Raw genomic sequence first — 16,737 nt, 5'->3', positions numbered from 1 at the left:
TTTTTGTCAGGGCCGGGATGCATATAAGGCGATTGCCGCCGCATTTGAGACATTCAGCGATCCGAACCCCCCAGCTGCGTCAATTTTCACCAATTGATCCACGGTTTCCTTCGTCTTTTGGCGCAATCCCGGGCCTTCCGCTCCCAGAACAAGTGCGACGGGGCGGTCCCGACCGTCGCTTAGCGCGCCTTCGATCGTTACATCTGCTTCACCGTCCAGCCCAAGGACCAGAAAGCCCATATTCTGTAGTTCAACAATTGTGTCGGCGAGGTTGCGCATCCGCAGATAGGGTTGACGCTCCAGCGCGCCGCTGGCGGTTTTTGCCAGTGCCCCGGTCTCGGGCGCGGAATGGTGGCGCGTGCCAATCACGGCACTGGCACCCAGAACTTCGGCCGAGCGCAGAATCGCGCCGACATTGTGCGGGTCTGTGACACGGTCCAGAAGAATAACGCGCGGGTTTTCCCGACCGATGCAGTTTTCAGCCAAACCGCCCCAGTCCAGTGGCTTCACCTCCAGCGCGGCCCCCTGATGCACCGAACCTGCATCAATGGGCGCCGTAAACTTGCGCGGATCAACCATCTCGGGTTCTATACCAGAGAATTCAATCGCTTCCGCCAGTTTATCCCGCGCGTTGCGCGTTACGATCAGGCGCAATTTCTGCCGATTTGGGTTCATCAAAGCATCGCGAACCGCATGCAGACCGAACAGCCAGACGGTTTCAGCAGCCGCAGCTTTACGCGCCTGTTCCTTTTCAACGACCCATTTGGGTTTCTTCATTTTTCAGGCCTCCGGGCCAAGAGTTCGGTTTCCTGCGTCAAAGCGAATTTTTCCTGTTGACGCTTCTTTGGTGCGCTAGTAATCACGCCTCCACGTCAGGTGCAACGCCTGACAGTGGGCGACAGGCCGCAAGGTGTGGCAGGGGACTGTAACTCCCTCGCGGAGACGCACGCCTGGTTCGATTCCAGGGTCGCCCACCATCTTTCCAGCAGGTTTCAAAGATAGTCACAACGCCCTGTCAGCACGTTTCCGTTTACAGGTGCACGCGCACATGCGACCTTCAGGACTCGTAAAAGTCGCGAAACCGGGCGTGGCCCGCTAGTCTGAACACGTTTTTGCGTGGGACTTGTTATGAGACTGCTTTTGGCGGCGCTTGCCGTTTGTATCGCGGGCGCATCGAATGCGCTGACCGTTACATTTGATATTGATTTAGCGAATGACCAAACTGTTGGCCCCAATTTAAATCAAGGGACAAGCCAAGGTTACACATTCAACTACGCGACGGTCTACAACTTCGGAAACTTCATAAACCTTCACGATGACAACGGGATTCTTTCCACAACAATCACGCTAGTTGATGGAAAACGGTTCGCGGCGCATACCGTAGACTTGGTTGGGTGGTCCCTAGCATACACAACTGGATCCGGCCTTGCGCCTACTTTTGGGACTTCAGCTTATTACCAATGGCTGGCAGGAGGCCCTGCCGCTTTTCTGACACTGACTTTTTCCGGGTTGAGGAATGGTGCAGTCGTGGCAAGCCAAACCTTCGCACCTATGGCGTTAAGAACAGTTGGACTCAACAGCGCGTTCTCGGCAATTGATGCGTTGCAGATCACATTCAACAGCCCGGCACCGACCTGGGGCATTTACCCTACCACACCAAACACCGCTTGGTGTAGCAAATGGTGCGGTGAGTTTCATGTGGACAATCTTGTTGCCGCACCGGTCCCCCTGCCCGCAAGCGGGCTGCTTTTGATCCGGGCCATTCTGGGCTTGTTCGGGTATCGCAGGCTTAAGACAACCTAGTTGCGGCCAATACCAAAAAAAAGGCGGCGCCGACTGTTGCTCAGCGCCGTTTTAGGTATCTAAACCAACAGCTTGGAAGGTTCTATTCCGCCGCCGGGCGCAGTTCTGAGACCTTGTTGAACCACGCCTCGATTGCATCCAGATCCGCCGGGAGGGCTTGCGCGGAACCATCCGCGAAGGTCTGGAATTTCTCCTCGTTCAAACCGTTCACGCCGACCAGCACCGGGATATCCATTGCCAGCGCTTCGCCGATCACGGGGCGGAACCCTCGACCGTCGGATTCGTGCTTGCCAAATTTGTTGATGATCAGTAGTTGAGGCGCGCCCTCCAGAGAGGCGGTCACATATCCCACCGCCCGTTCCAGCGCTGCCGGGTCCAGACGGCAGCCGCGCGACTGGGTGCCCAGCGACTGCGAAATGCGGATGGTTTCACCGTCAGGTAGCACCCGCACATCCATATCGCATTTGCTGCTGTCGGCGCATTCCGTGTTTGTTTGCACAACACCGGCCAGTTTTGCTCCGGACGCCAGCAGACGTTCCGCTACGGCGCTCAGAAGGCGGTCCGTCGCGCCGCGATCGGTGGTGGTGACATAGGCCAGATGCATCTTGGACCTCTTGTAATTCGTTTGTGACGTTTCAAATAGCACGCAAGGCACCGCCCGGCCACTCCCTCGTTTACGGAAGCGGGGACAGACCAATCACAGGAGCGTGCAGGTGAAGCAGAACCGCATAGACGGCAAACGCGGCCAGCCACACCCCGGGACGAGGCCAGGGACGTGGTGCGCACAGTGAGAACCGCGCCGTGTTGCGGGACAAGCGGACCCATTCAAAGCCCATCTCATGCGACTTGCGCCGGTCGACAAGGGCCATGCCCATGACCGCGAAACCTGCAAACAGACCGAACAGAATCACATGTGACAGGCTGCCATTGGCCAGCAGATGTGCCACCGCCCACAGCATCAGCGCGGCAAGGATCGGGTGTCGGGTGGTGCGCAGGATACCGGGCTGCTCTGGATCGAAGGGCCGATTGCCCAGCCCTCCGAAAGAGAACGGGTTCTGAATAATCAGCCCTGCAACAGCTAGCCAGCAGACCATAGGCATGATCAGAACCGGCGCCCAACGCAGCAGCGCGAATGGCGGGATGACCTCGACATAAGGGGCGTTTGCAGCGGCCATGATCAACCACGCCAGGACGGCCAACGACAGAACCGAATAGGCTGTGAAATACCCCCGGCGTCCGAGTGTATCGATCAGCCATCCACGCACGGCGGGCCGAACGGGAATCGCGTGGCTGAGAAGAAATGTAATGAGCGCTGCAAGGAATAGGGCCCAACCGGTCATGGAGATCTCCGCGTTATTGGGGTCGGTCTAGATCAGGATGGCGGTGGTATCCTTGTCCGAAATCAAGTCAGGCATAGGGGCGGGTTCACCGCCCCCGTGCTGTGTTACAACCCAAGCGCCGCACGGCGTTCTTCGGCAAACCCCTGCACGATCCGGTCGGCAATCAGCGCCAGAATCGCCATCGCGGCCCCGGCCGAAATGCCAAGCCCCACATCTGCCTGACCCAGCGCCAGATAGATCGACTGGCCCAGACCCGTGGTGCCGATCAGTGCGGCGATCACCAGCATCGCAAAGGCATAGAGGATGGTCTGGTTCAGTCCCAGCAGGATGGTCGGCGCGGCATAGGGCGCACGGACGTCGCGCATGATCTGCCACTCGGTCGCACCGCTTGAAATCGCGGCCTCCATCATCTCGTCCGGCGTGTTGACCAGCCCGTGCCGCGTGTAGCGGATCATCGGGACGATCGCATAGGCACAGATCGCCAGAAAGGCCGAGAACTCACCGATCTGGAACACCATAAGAACCGGGATCAGGAACACGAACAGCGGGATTGTCTGCAACATGTCGCAGATCGGACGAACCACTTTCCAGACCGGCTCCCAGACCGCGCTGGCAAGACCGATCAGTCCGCCGGCGACCGCACAGGAAAACACTGCCGCACCGCTGAGGTAGAGCGATAGCAGCGCTCTCTCCCACAGGCCCGAAACGAGGATGGTGCAAAGCAGCCCCACACACAGCGCCGCCAGGCGCCAGCCCCCCGCCACCCAGCCCAGAGCAGCGGCACCGGTCAGGACAAAGGGCCACGGCAGGTTGGCAATACCGGTTTCCAACATCCCGATCAGGATCAGGACGATCAGACCTCCTGTCAGCCGACCACGCCAAGCCATCAACAGCGCGATCCCCGCACCTGCGGCGAACAGACCAAAGCTCATGCCCGGCGTCCACTGGAAGCCCCAGGTAAAGGGCAGAACGGCCTGATCCAGACCGATCCGCAAAGGCAGCAGCACATAGAACAGCGAATTGTTCTTGAGCGCATCCAACCACGGGCCATTGGCTTGAGTGAACGCAGTCAGGCCACTGTCCACGGCCTCGGCCATCGGGTCCAGCAAGGTCAGTTCGGATGGGTTCGGCAGCCATGCCGAGAAGGCGGCAGTGAAAAGCACAGCAAACCCCAGAATTGCCCAGACAACGCGACCGTCATAACGTTTGCGCTCGGTCGCCAAGGTGCCGCTCATTCTGTCTATCACCACGGCAAAGACCACAATGACCAAACCCGCCATCAGAGATTCCCCAAACTGCGCCTTGCGCATGGTCAACAAGACCTCCCAGCCGATGTCGTTGAACCCACCGATGACGGCGGCGATGATCACCATCGACAGCGCCGCCATCAGGCACTGGTTCACGCCCACCATGATCTGCGTCGCAGCCGCCGGGATTTCCACCTGGAACAACTGCTGGAACCGGGTGCCGCCCGACATTATGGCGGCCTCTTTAATCTCGGGCTCGACACGCTCCAACCCCAGCATCACGTTGCGCGCCATGGGCGGCGCGGCGTAGATGGCCGAGGCGATCAGGCCAACAACAGGACCAAAGCCAAAGAGCAACAACAGAGGCGTGAGATATGCGAAGGTCGGCACGGTCTGCATCACATCCAGAACAGCCTGCACGAAGGATTTGACCCGCGGCACCTCATTGGCGAGGATGCCGATGCCACCACCCAATATCAACGCCACCGGAACGGATACTGCGACCAAGGCCAGCGTGTTCATGCTCTCAGCCCAGTAGCCTGACGCCAACACAAAGCTGAGGCCCAGAAAGCCGAGAGCGGCCATGGGCAAGCCGCCCAGGTACCAGCCCAACGCGGTCACGATTCCGATCAGGATGGGCCACGGTGTGTTGCCAAGCACGTAATTCGCCCAGTTCATCGGATAGGTCATCATATCCGAGAACAACCGCATCGCTGGTTTGATCAGGTTCAGAAACCAGTCCAGAAACGCGCCCACCCATTGGGTTGCGGGCAACTCCCACGCGGCGGGCCATTTGACCAGCCATGGGGCGATGCCCTCCAGAGCAAGGCAGACCGCACCGACGATAACCGTGATCAGGGCGGCCTTCGCACCCGCCGTCAACTGCGCGCTGCGTTGCGTCGGAAAGTCAGTCACGGCGGTCATGTTTCATCCACCTGAAGTGCGGCAGCCAGATCAGACGGGTGCACCGTCCCAACGACATTGCCATCGGCATCACGCACCGGCACGGGTTCATAAAGTTCCATGCAATGGGCCAGGGCTGCGTCCAGTGTCATCGACGTGGTCAGGCCGGGATCATCCGGGCCACATTCTGCCTCGCTCCGCATGACCGAGGCGACCTTGGCATGCTGCCCCTTGGCGACATCCTTGGAGAATTCGCGCACATAGTCATCAACGGGTCGCAGGACGATATCCGTAGGCGTGCCGATCTGTACGATCTTGCCGTCCCGCATGATGGCGATGCGGTCAGCAAGCTTCAATGCTTCCTGAATATCATGAGTGATGAAGACGATCGACTTCTTTAGGGTCGCCTGTATGCGCAGGAATTCGTCCTGCAACTGGCGACGGATCAGCGGATCAAGCGCAGAAAACGGCTCGTCCAGAAACCAGATATCGGGGTTCACGGCCAAAGATCGCGCAATCCCCACACGCTGACGCTGACCACCTGACAGTTGCCGGGGGAAGCTGTCTTCGCGCCCTTCCAGTCCGACCAGCGAGATCACTTCCTGCGCACGATCCAGCCGTTCCTTCTTGCCAACGCCCTGAACGCGCAGAGGATATGCGACGTTTTCAGCAACGGTCATGTGTGGGAACAGGCCGAAATGCTGGAACACCATGCCCAGCTTTTTACGGCGCAGATCGGTCAGGGCCTTTTTTGAGGCACCGATGACGTTTTCGCCATCTACCCGGATCTCACCTCCCGTGCCGGGTAACAGTTGCGAGATACAGCGGATCAGCGTGGATTTACCCGAGCCCGACAGGCCCATGATGACGAACAGCTCGCCTTCCTTGACCTCGAAATTGGCGTCCTGAACGGCTGGGATAAACCCTCGTTCGCGCAGGACGGTGGCGGCTTTTTCGGCGTCGTTCCCTGACCGAGACAGCGCGTCGGTCAGGGCTTTGTCAGCGCCGGGGCCAAAGACCTGCCAGAGATTCCGGCAGGCGATGGCTGGCATAGTCGCGTCAGTCACTTACGTGCGCTCACTGGGTTGCTGCGTCTACGACCGGACGCCACTTGCCTTCGTTCTCTGCCATCCAGGCGGAGACGACTTCTTCGACCTTTCCGCCGTCAACGTCGATCGCGCCCATCATCGGTTGCTGGTCTTCGACCGCCAGTTGATAATTGGTCAAGATTTCATAAGCGGCGGGCCATTTCTCTTCCATACCGCTCCAGCCAGCTTTGAAAATGCGTGAGGGCGAAAAGTCGCAATCGTTCACCGCGTTCGGGTTCGGACCCCACGCCGGATCGTTAAAGCACGCTTCTTCACCTGCGGGCAGTTCAACGAACTGTACGTCATAGGCAGACATCGCCCAGTGCGGCTGCCAGAATGTGATCAGCAGTGGCGACTTGCGCTCGGTCGAAGCACGAAGTTCGGCGATCAAGGCGCCTTCGGACCCGGCGGGGACAGCCTTGAACGGCAGTTCCAGGCCGACCATACGATCCGCGCCAGGTGTGCCCCAATCAGCCGGATAGTCGACCAGACGGCCACCGGGCAGAGTTTCCGCAGTGGCAAAGACCTGCGCGCAGTCTTTCAGCGCTTCCCACGCGGGCAGTCCCGGGCACAGATCGGCGACATGCGCCGGGTATGCGATACCTTCCTTGGCATCCAGGCCAAGATCGCCGATTTCGACAACCGTGCCTTCCTCGATCTTCTTGGCATATTCATCCGACACGTTGGACGACCAGATTTCCAGCGTCGCGTCGATGTCTCCATCGGCCAGCGCCTGGAACTGGTTCATCATACCAGCGGTCACATATTCCACGTTATAGCCAGCTGCCTTGAGCATCTCACCCGCCACATGCGTGGTCACGTGCTGACCTGTCCATTCGTTGATCGCCAGTTTGATCGGCTCGTCCACGGCACCCATATCCGCCGCGTGCGCTGCACTGGCAACGGTTAGTGCCATAAGGCTTACACTTAGTTTTTTCATGGATTTTCTCCCTGTCTTATTTGTTTTGCCCACCCCGGCGAGGTTTTTCCCGCCGGTATCTTTGTCTGATGACAATACCATGTCGCAACATGCACAAATTCAGTCGGAAAAGGAAAGTGATCAGTTTGTAACGGCGCAGTTTTCTTCCCGCCAACCCGTTGATGTTTCCCCGCAGACGCCGCAAAGGCCCCTGCCCGACCCGTCATTATCCCTAGCCCCGGGCGCGGAATGTTGACTGACGAGTCAATCACAAACCGTTTTAAGCCCGTTTGTCGAGGATTTCTTTGACGTTAATAAATCTTTTTTCTTGTTGAGCCTGAGTTTTGAGCCCTGACGGGTGAGTTTCAAACACTCAAAATTCCCATTGCAAAAGGAAGGCAAAACAAAACACTCTTTACATGACAGCTTTGAGGTTGGGTCTATGCGTTCATTTAAAGAGATCTATGATATTGCCGCCTCTCGCCACGGTGGGGCCGAAGCCTTTGAAGCACAGCTGAACAAGCCCAAAAGCCACGAAGAACTGGCGGCAATGCCCGAGGACCGGTGGCTATCGATCATCACGAAATGCGTCTTTCAGGCCGGTTTCAACTGGAAGGTCATCGAAAACAAATGGGATGGGTTCGAAGCCGCCTTTGACGGTTTCGATGTGGGTCGGTGCGCGTTCATGGATGATGAAAAGTTTGATGCCTTACTCCAAGACACACGCATTGTCCGCAATGGAACCAAGATCGCAGCAGTGCGGGACAACGCGGCGTTCCTTTTGGAACTGCGCGACGAAGGCGGCGCGGGCAAGGTTCTGGGCGGCTGGCCCTCTGATGATTATATCAACCTTCTTGCCATGCTGGCCAAACGCGGGTCTCGTCTTGGCGGAGCTTCGGCGCAGTATGCGATGCGTTTCGCAGGGCGCGACAGTTTCATCCTGTCTCGGGACGTCACCGCCCGTCTGATCGCCGAAAGCGTGATCGACAAGCCCGCCACGTCGAAAAAAGCCATGGCGGCGGTGCAACGGGCCTTTAATTCATGGATGGATCAATCCAGCCGGTCTTTGACGGAAATCAGCCGGGTTTTGGCCATGAGCCTGTGAAAACGGTTTGCGGATCGCAAGCAGCGGACTAGGATTCACCTCATGGTTCTGCGCGTATTCCTGTGTGCTCTTTTGTTGCTGCCCTCCTGCGGTCGTCAATTGACAAAGCAAGAGCGTGATTTTGCGGATGCCATTCAGGGCGAAACCCTTAATCTTGACAGCGTGCGATTGGTCCAAGGTGCGCCGGTTGCCAATGTGACGTATTTCCGCGAGGAGCGCCCACGTCTGGCCTGCCGCGAGCGTATCCTTCCTCCGGTGGAACCCGGGCCGGTGACAGGCAGGCCAGCAGCCGTGGCCCTGTTCAACAAGGTTTACTTTGCGCGCGACTGGTATCTGGAAGACTACATGTCTGATTTTCCGGATCAGATGAACCTGGTGGCCGCAATGTTACTGGCCCATGAACTGACGCATGTCTGGCAGTGGCAAAACCGCCGGACCACCGGTTACCACCCGCTGCGTGCTGCGGCGGAACATGGTGGGCGCAGCGATCCGTATCTTTTCGACCTCGAAACGTCGCCGGACTTCCTGTCCTACGGGTTTGAACAGCAGGGCGCCATCGTCGAGGAATACGTTTGCTGCCGTGCGCTGGACCCTCAGGCCACCCGAACCAAACGGCTGCACGCGATGCTGAGCGCGCATTTTGATCTGTCACCGCTTCCGCAAAAAGGGCGTGAGCGCGCAATCTTACTTCCCTGGAGCGAGGCCGAGATCGACGGAATTTGCAGCGGAACCTAGTTCTGCTGCAGTGTTTCAAGATAGGCCACCAGATCCACGATGGGCTGGCTCGTCAGAATAGGCTGACCTTGCGGCGTTTTCATGGATGTGTCCTGCCCGTCAAAATAAGGGCCATAAACCGGCATCGGGCTACCATGACTGACCAATGGGTCCCGACCATCAATGCGGGCGACAACGCTGGCAGTCGGGAACACGCCTTCTTCGTTGGACAAAGTGGTCAGATCGCTAGGTTGAACCACCAACACGGCTGCCATCGGACCCTGCCCCATTGCATCGATCCCATGGCAGGTTGCGCAATGGTGCAAATAAAGTTCTTCTCCGGTCTTCGCGTCTTGTGCCCAAGCGGCCTGCGAGGCAGCAGCCGAAACCCCAAGAACCAGTACTCCGATTGTTGCCTTTAACATCGTATCCTCCTGCCAAGATTGACATTTGCAGGGTTGCCCGATGGGCGTCTTGGCGCAATGATCCAGATCAACGAAAATGCTGCAGAGGGTTCGGGCAATGACACAATACGCCGCCATCATGCTGGCCGCCGGATTTGGAATTCCGATCCTGGCCGCGCTTAACGCGGCGCTGGGCAAAGTCATCGGGTCGCCAACGACGGCTGCTGTTGTGCTGTTTGCCATTGCCTTCATCGCCTCGGCGTTGATCATGGCGCTGTTTCCCGGATTTGCGGCCTTGTCCAAGGTTGCCCAGGCGCCGAAACACCTGTTGCTTGCAGGTGTCCTGATTGCTTTCTATGTCCTGTCGATCACCCACGTCGCACCACATTTTGGCGTGGGCAACGCTGTATTCTTTGTGCTGCTCGGGCAATTGATCAGCGCCGCAGCCATCGACCATTTCGGCCTGTTCGGCGCACAGGTCGAGCCGCTTACTTTCATGCGGATGGGCGGGATCGCTGTCATGGCCATTGGCGTTGCGATCACTCAACTGGCCTGAGGACCCCGCTCTCAAGCCGAACCATCCGGTCCATGCGCGCCGCCAGGTCAAGGTTGTGGGTAGCTATCAACGCCGACAACCCTTCGTCCCGTACCAGCTTCATCAATGTATCAAAGACCTGATCCGAGGTTTCGGGGTCCAGATTGCCCGTCGGTTCATCCGCCAACAAAACACGGGGCGCATTGGCCAATGCCCGGCAAAACGCCACCCGTTGTTGCTCCCCACCAGAGAGCGCTGCGGGGCGGTGGCTGGCGCGTGCGGCCACGCCGACACGGTCCAGCAGGTCCAGCGCTCGGGCCTGTGCGGCCTTGTCCGACACACCATTGGCCAGTTGCGGCAGAGTGATGTTCTCCAATGCCGTGAATTCCGGCAGCAAGTGGTGGAATTGATATACGAACCCGACATCCTGCCGACGCAGTGCGGTTCTGATCCGGTCGCCTTTGCCCGACACATTCCGCCCGCCGATTTCGACGGTTCCTTCGTCGGGCATGTCCAGCAGGCCAGCGATATGCAGAAGCGTTGATTTACCTGCCCCTGAGGGCGCAACCATCGCTACGGCCTCACCCGCGCGCAGATCCAGATCAACTCCGCGCAAGACCTGCACTTCGCCCGGTTTGCCTTTCAGATAGGTCTTGGTCAGACCCTTCAGACGCAATGTGACATCATTCATAGCGCAACGCCTCGACCGGGTTCAGCCGCGCCGCTCGACGGGCAGGAAAATAGGTGACGACAAAGGACAGGCCAAGCGACAGACCGATGGCCTTGAGCACATCGTTCAGGTGCAGCTCGGCGGGTAAAGCATAGATGCCCCGGATCGACGGATCCCAGACGCCGCCGCCCATCACGTAATTCACGAACGAAAAGATCGGATCGATATAGATCGCGAAGAGGCACCCAAGGATGACCCCCAAAGCCGTTCCGATCAGGCCGGCAAAAGCGCCGCAGATGAAAAAGACACGCAGAATCGATCCTTCGCTTAGGCCGATGGTGCGCAGGATGCCGATATCGCGGCCCTTGTTCTTGACTAGCATGATCAGGCCCGAGACGATATTCATCGCGGCGATCAGAACGAGGATCGAGAGGATGATGAACATTACGTTATCCTCGACTTCCAATGCCCGCAGGAACCCACCGGATGCATCCTGCCAGGTCCAGATCTGGCTGCGCTCGCCCGATGCCTCGAGGATGGAAATCAGAATCGGGCCCAGTTCTTCGGGCTTTTCCACCATCACTTCGATCTCATCCGCCACACCTTCGCGATTGAAAAAGCCCTGTGCCTGCGAAAACGGCATGTAGACACGCGTGCGGTCGATGTCATAGCGTCCGGCCGAGAACACATAGACAACGCGATAGGCATTCACGCGGGGCGAAGTACCGAAGGCGGTTTTTACCCCGTTGGGCGAGGTCAACTTGACGACGTCCCCCACGGCGGCGCCTATGCTGCGCGCCACGCCTGACCCAATTGCAATGACATCCTCACCCGTCTGAAATTCTGACAAGTCCCCCACAGCCTGCTCTGCCTGGGCAATACCCGGCAGATCGAGTAGATCGTCGGGGCGGATGCCAAACACTTCAACGCCGCTGCTGCGGTCGCGGTTGGTGATCAGCACCTGCCCCTTCACCAAAGGAGCCGCGCGTTGAACACTGGGCACTTGTGCGATACGGGCGGCGCGTTCCTCATAGTCGGCGATTGTGCGATCCACCCGCCCCTGGGCATCGATCTCGCCTGACGAATAGACCATCACATGCGCGTTGGCGCCCAGAATGGTGCCGACAAATTCCGAACGGAATCCGGACCGGACCGCCAGTGTCGCGATCAGGGCAAACACAGCCAGTGTGATCCCGATCAGGGAAATCCAGGTCATCACACTGACGCCGCCTTCGGCCCTGCGGGCCCGCAGATAACGCCAGGCTATTTTCCATTCAAAAGAGGCAAAGGGCGGGGGGGTCTTGGCCATACCTGCTCCGGGTGTTCTTGTTCGCGGGGACAGTTTCGGCATTTCACCCGATGGTCAAGCCGGTTGTCCCTCTGACCCGACTCCTCAGCCTGAATGAGCCGAATCAACTCGGTGTGCAACTGGAACGATTGAGCAAAACGGATGACTTCGGAAGTTGGCGCTACACCATGAGTTGTGAAGCGCATCACAGACAAACCGATATTGTTTCATGTATGAAGTTAATCATCGCGCTTTGTGAGCTCCTGAATCGAAAAGGCAACAATGGGCGCGAAATTTTATTACTCTTTTTGATTATTTTCAGAAACTTTGTCACCCTGTCTACGGGGGAACACATTTAAGGAGCGGGGGTCGCTCAATGAATTTTCAAATTTCAACCAACGGTGCGGGGGTTATTCCGTCCCGCCAAGCATCGACAGAACTGGATTGCGAGACAGCGGCGCTGCTGCGTGCGGCCATTCGGCCAATCTTTGCCAGCGCGGCAAGCTGGGGCAATCTGACGGATATTCTGAAAGACAAAGGGTACCGTCTGGTTTTCCGGCAAGGTCGTCTGTGTTTAACGGATCGAACCACGGACGCGCGGGTTTGCGGGTTGCAGTTTCTGGGCCTTGAGTTTCGCGAACTGGTCAGTCGACTGGGCCGACCGATCGTGGTGGCACGGGGCGACGGGGCCAATGGGGACATCCTGGCAAAGCGTCCGACAGCGGACCAAAGCTGAAGTCTGAACCGGGTGTCCTGGTCAGGCCGCGAGTGGCGGCCAGAGCAATATCATTGCCGCCTTCATGGATCAGGTCAGTTTAACGTGACAATCAGAGCAGGTACGGATGCTTGTGCTCAGGCAACCTGCTCGTAGATTTCAGCAACTTTGGCAACGGCGACCTCGGGGCTCAGTTCCTCGCTTTCGCCGGTCCGGCGGCAGGTCAGTTCAACAACACCATTCTTCAGACCACGCGGACCGACCGTGATCCGCCACGGCAGACCAATCAGATCCATGGTCGCAAACTTGCCCCCTGCCCGTTCGTTGCGATCATCATAGAGCGGTTCCAGCCCCAAGGCCGTCAGAGCGTTATAGATTTTGTCGCAGGCGGCGTCAGCTTCTTCATCACCTTGCTTCAGATTCACGATGCCACAATGGTACGGGGTCACACCCTCGGGCCATATGATGCCTTTGTCGTCATGGCTGGCCTCGATGATCGCGCCAACCAGACGACTGACGCCGATCCCGTGGCTGCCCATATGCACCGGAACCGGTTTTCCATCAGGGCCCTGCACAGTCGCGCCAAGCGGCTCGGAATACTTCGTGCCGAAGTAGAAGATCTGCCCAACTTCGATACCACGCGCCACGCGGCGGCGTTCTTCGGGGATCTGATTGAACAGCGCCTCGTCATGCGTTTCATCAGTGCGTGCATATTTCGAGGTGAACTCTTCCAGAATGGCCTGACACTGCTCGTGGCTGTCATAGTCAATCTCACGATCACCAAAGGTCAGGTCGGTGACGGCGCTGTCATAGAAGACCTCGGATTCACCGGTATCGGCCAGCACGAGGAACTCATGCGTATCATCGCCGCCAATGGGTCCGGAATCTGCACGCATCGGGATCGCCTGAAGGCCCATGCGCTCATAGGTGCGCAGATAGCTGACAAGATGGCGGTTATAGGCGTGCAGCGCGTCTTCCTTGGTGAGGTCGAAGTTATAGCCGTCCTTCATATAGAACTCACGGCCCCGCATCACGCCGAAACGCGGGCGGATTTCGTCACGGAACTTCCACTGAATCTGATAGAGCGTCAGCGGCAGGTCTTTGTAGCTGTTCACGTGGCCACGGAAGATATCAGTTACCAATTCTTCGGCTGTGGGTGTGAACAGCATGTCACGGTCATGTCGGTCCTTCATCCGCAGCATCTCCTGACCATAATCATCATACCGCCCGGATTCACGCCACAGATCCGCCGACTGGATGATGGGCATCTGAATCGCGATGTGACCGGCCCGCGCCTGTTCTTCGTGGACTATGTTTTCCAACTTGCGCAGCACTTTGAAACCCAGCGGCAGCCAGGAATATATCCCGGCAGAGGCCTGCTTGATCATCCCGGCACGCAGCATCAGCCGATGGCTGACGATCTGGGCCTCGGAAGGGTTTTCCTTGAGAACGGGCAGAAAGTAACGGCTGAGGCGCATGGGTTAACCTTCAAAGGTAAATTTCGACTTCAAAGGTGATTATGTCAAACCACCGCCGGGGGCAATCGGGCATTGGTGTTTTTGCGACTTCGCATCAGTCGGTTTTTTGATTGACCCACCAATCAGGAACTCCAATTGTGGCGCAAACTCAAAACCCATGAGGCCTTGATGCAGACCATTCAGGAACCCGCCCGCAGCATTCCCGTTATCCACTCTACAGACGTGCTGGTCGTCGGGTCCGGTCCTGCCGGTTTGGCCGCAGCACTGGCCGCAGCGCGGACCGGTGTGGACGTCTCGCTGGTTGACCGGTTCGGGTGCATGGGCGGCAACATCACCGCCGTCGGCGTCGAAGGATTCGCGTGGTACCGACACGAGCAAACCGTCGAGGCAGGCGGCATCGGGATGGAATTTGAAACCCGCGCCAAAGAGATGGGCGCGGCGGTGCCCGAAAGCCAGTCGCTCAGCTATGAACTCGACAGTGAGGGGTTCAAGCTGGTGGCGGACAAGCTGGTCGAAGAGGCGGGTGTTTACCCAATGCTGCACCGGCAATTCGTCGCCCCCATCATGGAAGGTGACCGGATCATCGGCATCATCACCGAATCCAAGGCCGGGCGTGAGGCGATACTGGCCAAGGTTTTAATCGATGCCACCGGCGACGCCGATGTGGCCCATCGCGCGGGGGCTCCGACGCATAAAACGCCACGGGAAGACATGATGGCCGCGTCTGTCATGTTCCACCTGGCGGGCGTCGACAAACGTGCCTTTATCGAGGGCGTCAAAGCAGACCCGCAGACCTACAAGGACTGGGGCGGCGGCGGTGAGTGGAATATCGAAACCAGCGGGAAAGAGGACGACATGTTCTCACCCTTCGTGCACAAGCCCTTCCAGCAGGCGATTGATGAAGGTCTGATCCCGCCGAATCTGAACACCATCGCCGGCACCTGGGGCGCGATGCATGACACAGGCGAACTCACCTACATGAACCTCATCCACCTGGCCGAGATCGATGGTACCGACCCCGACAGCCTGACGCGCGGTGAAATCGAAGGGCGCCGCCAATCGATGATGGCTATCGAAGCTTTGCGCCGGTTTATGCCCGGTTGCGAGAACGCGCGGCTGCGGAATTTCGGGATGACCATCGGTATTCGTGACACCCGCAAGATCGATGCGATGTACAACATGACCGAAAACGACGCCCGTCATCAGGGCCGGTTCGAGGACACGATCGGCATCTACCCCGAATTCATCGACGGGTATGGCATCCTGATCCTGCCGACCACGGGGCGGTATATGCAGGTCCCGTACCGCTCGATGCTGCCCAGGGGCATCAAAGGCCTGTTGGTTGCGGGACGGTCACACGGTGCCGACCGGGTGGCCCATGCTGCCACGCGAAACATGGCCTGCTGCGCAGTCATGGGTCAGGGCGCGGGCGTTGCAGCCGCGATGTCGCTGAAGGGCAATCAGGAACTGGATCAATTGAATCTGGCACCTGTACACACGGAACTAGAGCGTCAGGGGGTCAGGATTCACTGATGGACAACATTCCGACAATAGACATCTCGCCGCTGTACGATCATGGCACCGCAGCCTTTGATGCGACGGTACAAAGCATTATTGAAGCCTGCGCGGGGATCGGGTTTCTGTCCATCACCGGGACAGATGTGTCTCAGAAATGTGTGGATTACGTCCGTCAGACCACACGAGAGATCTTTGCCATCACAGACTCCCGCAAATGGGATCAGGCTATCACGCGCGAGAATTATCGCGGTTATATCCCGATGGGTTTTTTCACACCCAACGATGGATCCGGCAAAGCCGACAAATACGAGGGTTACAAACTGCACCACGAGGTTGCCGCCACCGATCCCGTGCGCGCTGAGTGTGCCCTGTACGGCCCGAACCTGTGGCCCGCTGAAGTCCCAGAGGCCAAAGAGGTCATCCTGAGTTATTGGAGTCAAATGGACCGTGTCACTGATCTGTTGCTGGGCGCATTGGAATCCGGCCTGGGCTTGACCTCTGGCATTTTGCGCGACGCGTTCCGAAACCCGATGACCAATATGACACTGCTACACTATCCCCCGCAGGCTGCGGATGAAGCGGGCTATGGCATCCATCCGCACAAGGATACGGACGCACTGACCATCATCGCGCCTGACCCGGTGGGCGGGCTCGAGGTGCAGACCCGCAGCGGCAAGTGGATTTCACCGGACTGCCCACTTGGCGGCTTTGTGGTGAATATCGGCGACATGCTGGAGCTGTGGTCAGGCGGGCGGTTGAAATCCACGCCACATCGGGTGGTGAACAGATCGGGCAAAGAGCGGTACTCGTTCCCCTATTTCGCCGTACCCCGCCATGACGTCATTGTTGAACCATTGTTGCCCGCCCTGCCCGGCTTCGACCGTCCGGCAGTTCATTGTGGTCACTGGTCGGCGGAAATCTGGCGCACCAACTGGCCCGATGAAACCGCGGAAGAAGGCACCCCGGAACTGGGGACGTTGCACGATTGAAGCCGGCAAAGCCCTTCCCAA

At 58.3% G+C, this 16,737-nt stretch carries 17 protein-coding genes and 1 tRNA gene; 8 read left to right on the top strand and 10 right to left on the bottom strand.

The window, feature by feature from the left end:
- Positions 1-6: 6 nt before the first annotated feature.
- Entirely contained in the window at positions 7-777 is a 771-nt protein-coding gene (gene rlmB, locus AC2FEB_RS12965) for a 23S rRNA (guanosine(2251)-2'-O)-methyltransferase RlmB (RefSeq protein ID WP_496675613.1), read from the bottom strand.
- Between the two features lie 116 nt (positions 778-893).
- Here rlmB and AC2FEB_RS12960 point away from each other — a divergent pair.
- Positions 894-977: transfer RNA gene (locus AC2FEB_RS12960), tRNA-Tyr, on the top strand.
- A gap of 151 nt (positions 978-1,128) precedes the next feature.
- Positions 1,129-1,803 (top strand): hypothetical protein, encoded by a 675-nt coding sequence (locus tag AC2FEB_RS12955; RefSeq protein WP_496884093.1) that lies wholly within the window; start codon positions 1,129-1,131, stop codon positions 1,801-1,803.
- Positions 1,804-1,885: 82 nt separating this feature from the next.
- On the opposite strand, the gene AC2FEB_RS12950 is transcribed toward AC2FEB_RS12955, so the two are convergent.
- The 5 genes from AC2FEB_RS12950 to AC2FEB_RS12930 form a co-directional block, all read right to left on the bottom strand.
- Positions 1,886-2,407, bottom strand: coding sequence for a DUF2478 domain-containing protein (locus tag AC2FEB_RS12950; protein WP_299894852.1), 522 nt, complete (start codon positions 2,405-2,407; stop codon positions 1,886-1,888).
- Between the two features lie 70 nt (positions 2,408-2,477).
- Entirely contained in the window at positions 2,478-3,143 is a 666-nt protein-coding gene (locus AC2FEB_RS12945; protein ID WP_496675608.1) for an NnrU family protein, read from the bottom strand.
- 104 nt (positions 3,144-3,247) lie between these two features.
- On the bottom strand, positions 3,248-5,314 hold the full coding sequence (locus tag AC2FEB_RS12940) for an ABC transporter permease (RefSeq protein WP_496675606.1): 2,067 nt from the start codon (positions 5,312-5,314) through the stop codon (positions 3,248-3,250).
- Positions 5,311-6,360, bottom strand: coding sequence for a quaternary amine ABC transporter ATP-binding protein (locus tag AC2FEB_RS12935; protein WP_496675603.1), 1,050 nt, complete (start codon positions 6,358-6,360; stop codon positions 5,311-5,313). Before AC2FEB_RS12935 ends, AC2FEB_RS12940 begins: the two co-directional genes overlap by 4 nt.
- 10 nt (positions 6,361-6,370) lie before the next feature.
- Positions 6,371-7,321 carry an ABC transporter substrate-binding protein gene (locus AC2FEB_RS12930; protein WP_496675601.1) on the bottom strand — a complete coding sequence of 317 codons (951 nt, stop codon included), beginning with the start codon at positions 7,319-7,321 and terminating at the stop codon, positions 6,371-6,373.
- A gap of 421 nt (positions 7,322-7,742) precedes the next feature.
- On the opposite strand from AC2FEB_RS12930, the gene AC2FEB_RS12925 reads away from it, so the two are divergent.
- Together AC2FEB_RS12925 and AC2FEB_RS12920 are read left to right on the top strand one after the other, a co-directional pair.
- Complete coding sequence (locus tag AC2FEB_RS12925) at positions 7,743-8,405, top strand: DNA-3-methyladenine glycosylase I (RefSeq protein ID WP_496675598.1); 663 nt, start codon at positions 7,743-7,745, stop codon at positions 8,403-8,405.
- Positions 8,406-8,447: 42 nt separating this feature from the next.
- Entirely contained in the window at positions 8,448-9,140 is a 693-nt protein-coding gene (locus AC2FEB_RS12920) for a hypothetical protein (protein WP_117868293.1), read from the top strand.
- Here AC2FEB_RS12920 and AC2FEB_RS12915 read toward each other — a convergent pair.
- Positions 9,137-9,544 carry a c-type cytochrome gene (locus AC2FEB_RS12915; protein ID WP_496675595.1) on the bottom strand — a complete coding sequence of 136 codons (408 nt, stop codon included), beginning with the start codon at positions 9,542-9,544 and terminating at the stop codon, positions 9,137-9,139. The two genes, AC2FEB_RS12920 and AC2FEB_RS12915, sit on opposite strands and share 4 nt — an antisense overlap.
- Positions 9,545-9,641: 97 nt before the next feature.
- Here AC2FEB_RS12915 and AC2FEB_RS12910 point away from each other — a divergent pair, with 97 nt between their 5' ends.
- Positions 9,642-10,079 (top strand): DMT family transporter, encoded by a 438-nt coding sequence (locus AC2FEB_RS12910; RefSeq protein WP_117868292.1) that lies wholly within the window; start codon positions 9,642-9,644, stop codon positions 10,077-10,079.
- On the opposite strand, the gene AC2FEB_RS12905 is transcribed toward AC2FEB_RS12910, so the two are convergent.
- Together AC2FEB_RS12905 and AC2FEB_RS12900 are read right to left on the bottom strand one after the other, a co-directional pair.
- The gene (locus AC2FEB_RS12905; RefSeq protein ID WP_496675593.1) at positions 10,063-10,749 is read right to left on the bottom strand and encodes an ABC transporter ATP-binding protein; all 687 of its coding nucleotides are present in this window, start codon (positions 10,747-10,749) and stop codon (positions 10,063-10,065) included. The two genes, AC2FEB_RS12910 and AC2FEB_RS12905, sit on opposite strands and share 17 nt — an antisense overlap.
- Positions 10,742-12,037, bottom strand: a complete 1,296-nt coding sequence (locus AC2FEB_RS12900; RefSeq protein ID WP_496884092.1) for a lipoprotein-releasing ABC transporter permease subunit — start codon at positions 12,035-12,037, stop codon at positions 10,742-10,744. Before AC2FEB_RS12900 ends, AC2FEB_RS12905 begins: the two co-directional genes overlap by 8 nt.
- Before the next feature lie 355 nt (positions 12,038-12,392).
- On the opposite strand from AC2FEB_RS12900, the gene AC2FEB_RS12895 reads away from it, so the two are divergent.
- Positions 12,393-12,752, top strand: coding sequence for a hypothetical protein (locus AC2FEB_RS12895; RefSeq protein WP_299641745.1), 360 nt, complete (start codon positions 12,393-12,395; stop codon positions 12,750-12,752).
- A 116-nt stretch (positions 12,753-12,868) separates the two neighbouring features.
- On the opposite strand, the gene proS is transcribed toward AC2FEB_RS12895, so the two are convergent.
- Entirely contained in the window at positions 12,869-14,209 is a 1,341-nt protein-coding gene (proS, locus tag AC2FEB_RS12890; RefSeq protein ID WP_496884091.1) for a proline--tRNA ligase, read from the bottom strand.
- A 168-nt stretch (positions 14,210-14,377) separates the two neighbouring features.
- Between proS and AC2FEB_RS12885 the strand changes: the two genes are divergently transcribed.
- Positions 14,378-15,742 (top strand): FAD-dependent oxidoreductase, encoded by a 1,365-nt coding sequence (locus tag AC2FEB_RS12885; RefSeq protein ID WP_496884090.1) that lies wholly within the window; start codon positions 14,378-14,380, stop codon positions 15,740-15,742.
- Entirely contained in the window at positions 15,742-16,716 is a 975-nt protein-coding gene (locus tag AC2FEB_RS12880) for an isopenicillin N synthase family dioxygenase (protein ID WP_496884089.1), read from the top strand. Before AC2FEB_RS12885 ends, AC2FEB_RS12880 begins: the two co-directional genes overlap by 1 nt.
- The last annotated feature ends 21 nt before the right edge of the window (positions 16,717-16,737 follow it).

The organism is Ruegeria sp. YTSC106 (assembly GCF_059609765.1).
This window is presented reverse-complemented; position numbering and strand designations above follow the sequence as displayed.

Bases quoted from the DNA above. Each gene is read 5' to 3' on its own strand.
- rlmB (WP_496675613.1), bottom strand. From the start codon at position 777: ATGAAGAAACCCAAATGGGTCGTTGAAAAGGAACAGGCGCGTAAAGCT.
- AC2FEB_RS12955 (WP_496884093.1), top strand. From the start codon at position 1,129: ATGAGACTGCTTTTGGCGGCGCTTGCCGTTTGTATCGCGGGCGCATCG.
- AC2FEB_RS12950 (WP_299894852.1), bottom strand. From the start codon at position 2,407: ATGCATCTGGCCTATGTCACCACCACCGATCGCGGCGCGACGGACCGC.
- AC2FEB_RS12945 (WP_496675608.1), bottom strand. From the start codon at position 3,143: ATGACCGGTTGGGCCCTATTCCTTGCAGCGCTCATTACATTTCTTCTC.
- AC2FEB_RS12940 (WP_496675606.1), bottom strand. From the start codon at position 5,314: ATGACCGCCGTGACTGACTTTCCGACGCAACGCAGCGCGCAGTTGACG.
- AC2FEB_RS12930 (WP_496675601.1), bottom strand. From the start codon at position 7,321: ATGAAAAAACTAAGTGTAAGCCTTATGGCACTAACCGTTGCCAGTGCA.
- AC2FEB_RS12925 (WP_496675598.1), top strand. From the start codon at position 7,743: ATGCGTTCATTTAAAGAGATCTATGATATTGCCGCCTCTCGCCACGGT.
- AC2FEB_RS12920 (WP_117868293.1), top strand. From the start codon at position 8,448: ATGGTTCTGCGCGTATTCCTGTGTGCTCTTTTGTTGCTGCCCTCCTGC.
- AC2FEB_RS12915 (WP_496675595.1), bottom strand. From the start codon at position 9,544: ATGTTAAAGGCAACAATCGGAGTACTGGTTCTTGGGGTTTCGGCTGCT.
- AC2FEB_RS12910 (WP_117868292.1), top strand. From the start codon at position 9,642: ATGACACAATACGCCGCCATCATGCTGGCCGCCGGATTTGGAATTCCG.
- AC2FEB_RS12905 (WP_496675593.1), bottom strand. From the start codon at position 10,749: ATGAATGATGTCACATTGCGTCTGAAGGGTCTGACCAAGACCTATCTG.
- AC2FEB_RS12900 (WP_496884092.1), bottom strand. From the start codon at position 12,037: ATGGCCAAGACCCCCCCGCCCTTTGCCTCTTTTGAATGGAAAATAGCC.
- AC2FEB_RS12895 (WP_299641745.1), top strand. From the start codon at position 12,393: ATGAATTTTCAAATTTCAACCAACGGTGCGGGGGTTATTCCGTCCCGC.
- proS (WP_496884091.1), bottom strand. From the start codon at position 14,209: ATGCGCCTCAGCCGTTACTTTCTGCCCGTTCTCAAGGAAAACCCTTCC.
- AC2FEB_RS12885 (WP_496884090.1), top strand. From the start codon at position 14,378: ATGCAGACCATTCAGGAACCCGCCCGCAGCATTCCCGTTATCCACTCT.
- AC2FEB_RS12880 (WP_496884089.1), top strand. From the start codon at position 15,742: ATGGACAACATTCCGACAATAGACATCTCGCCGCTGTACGATCATGGC.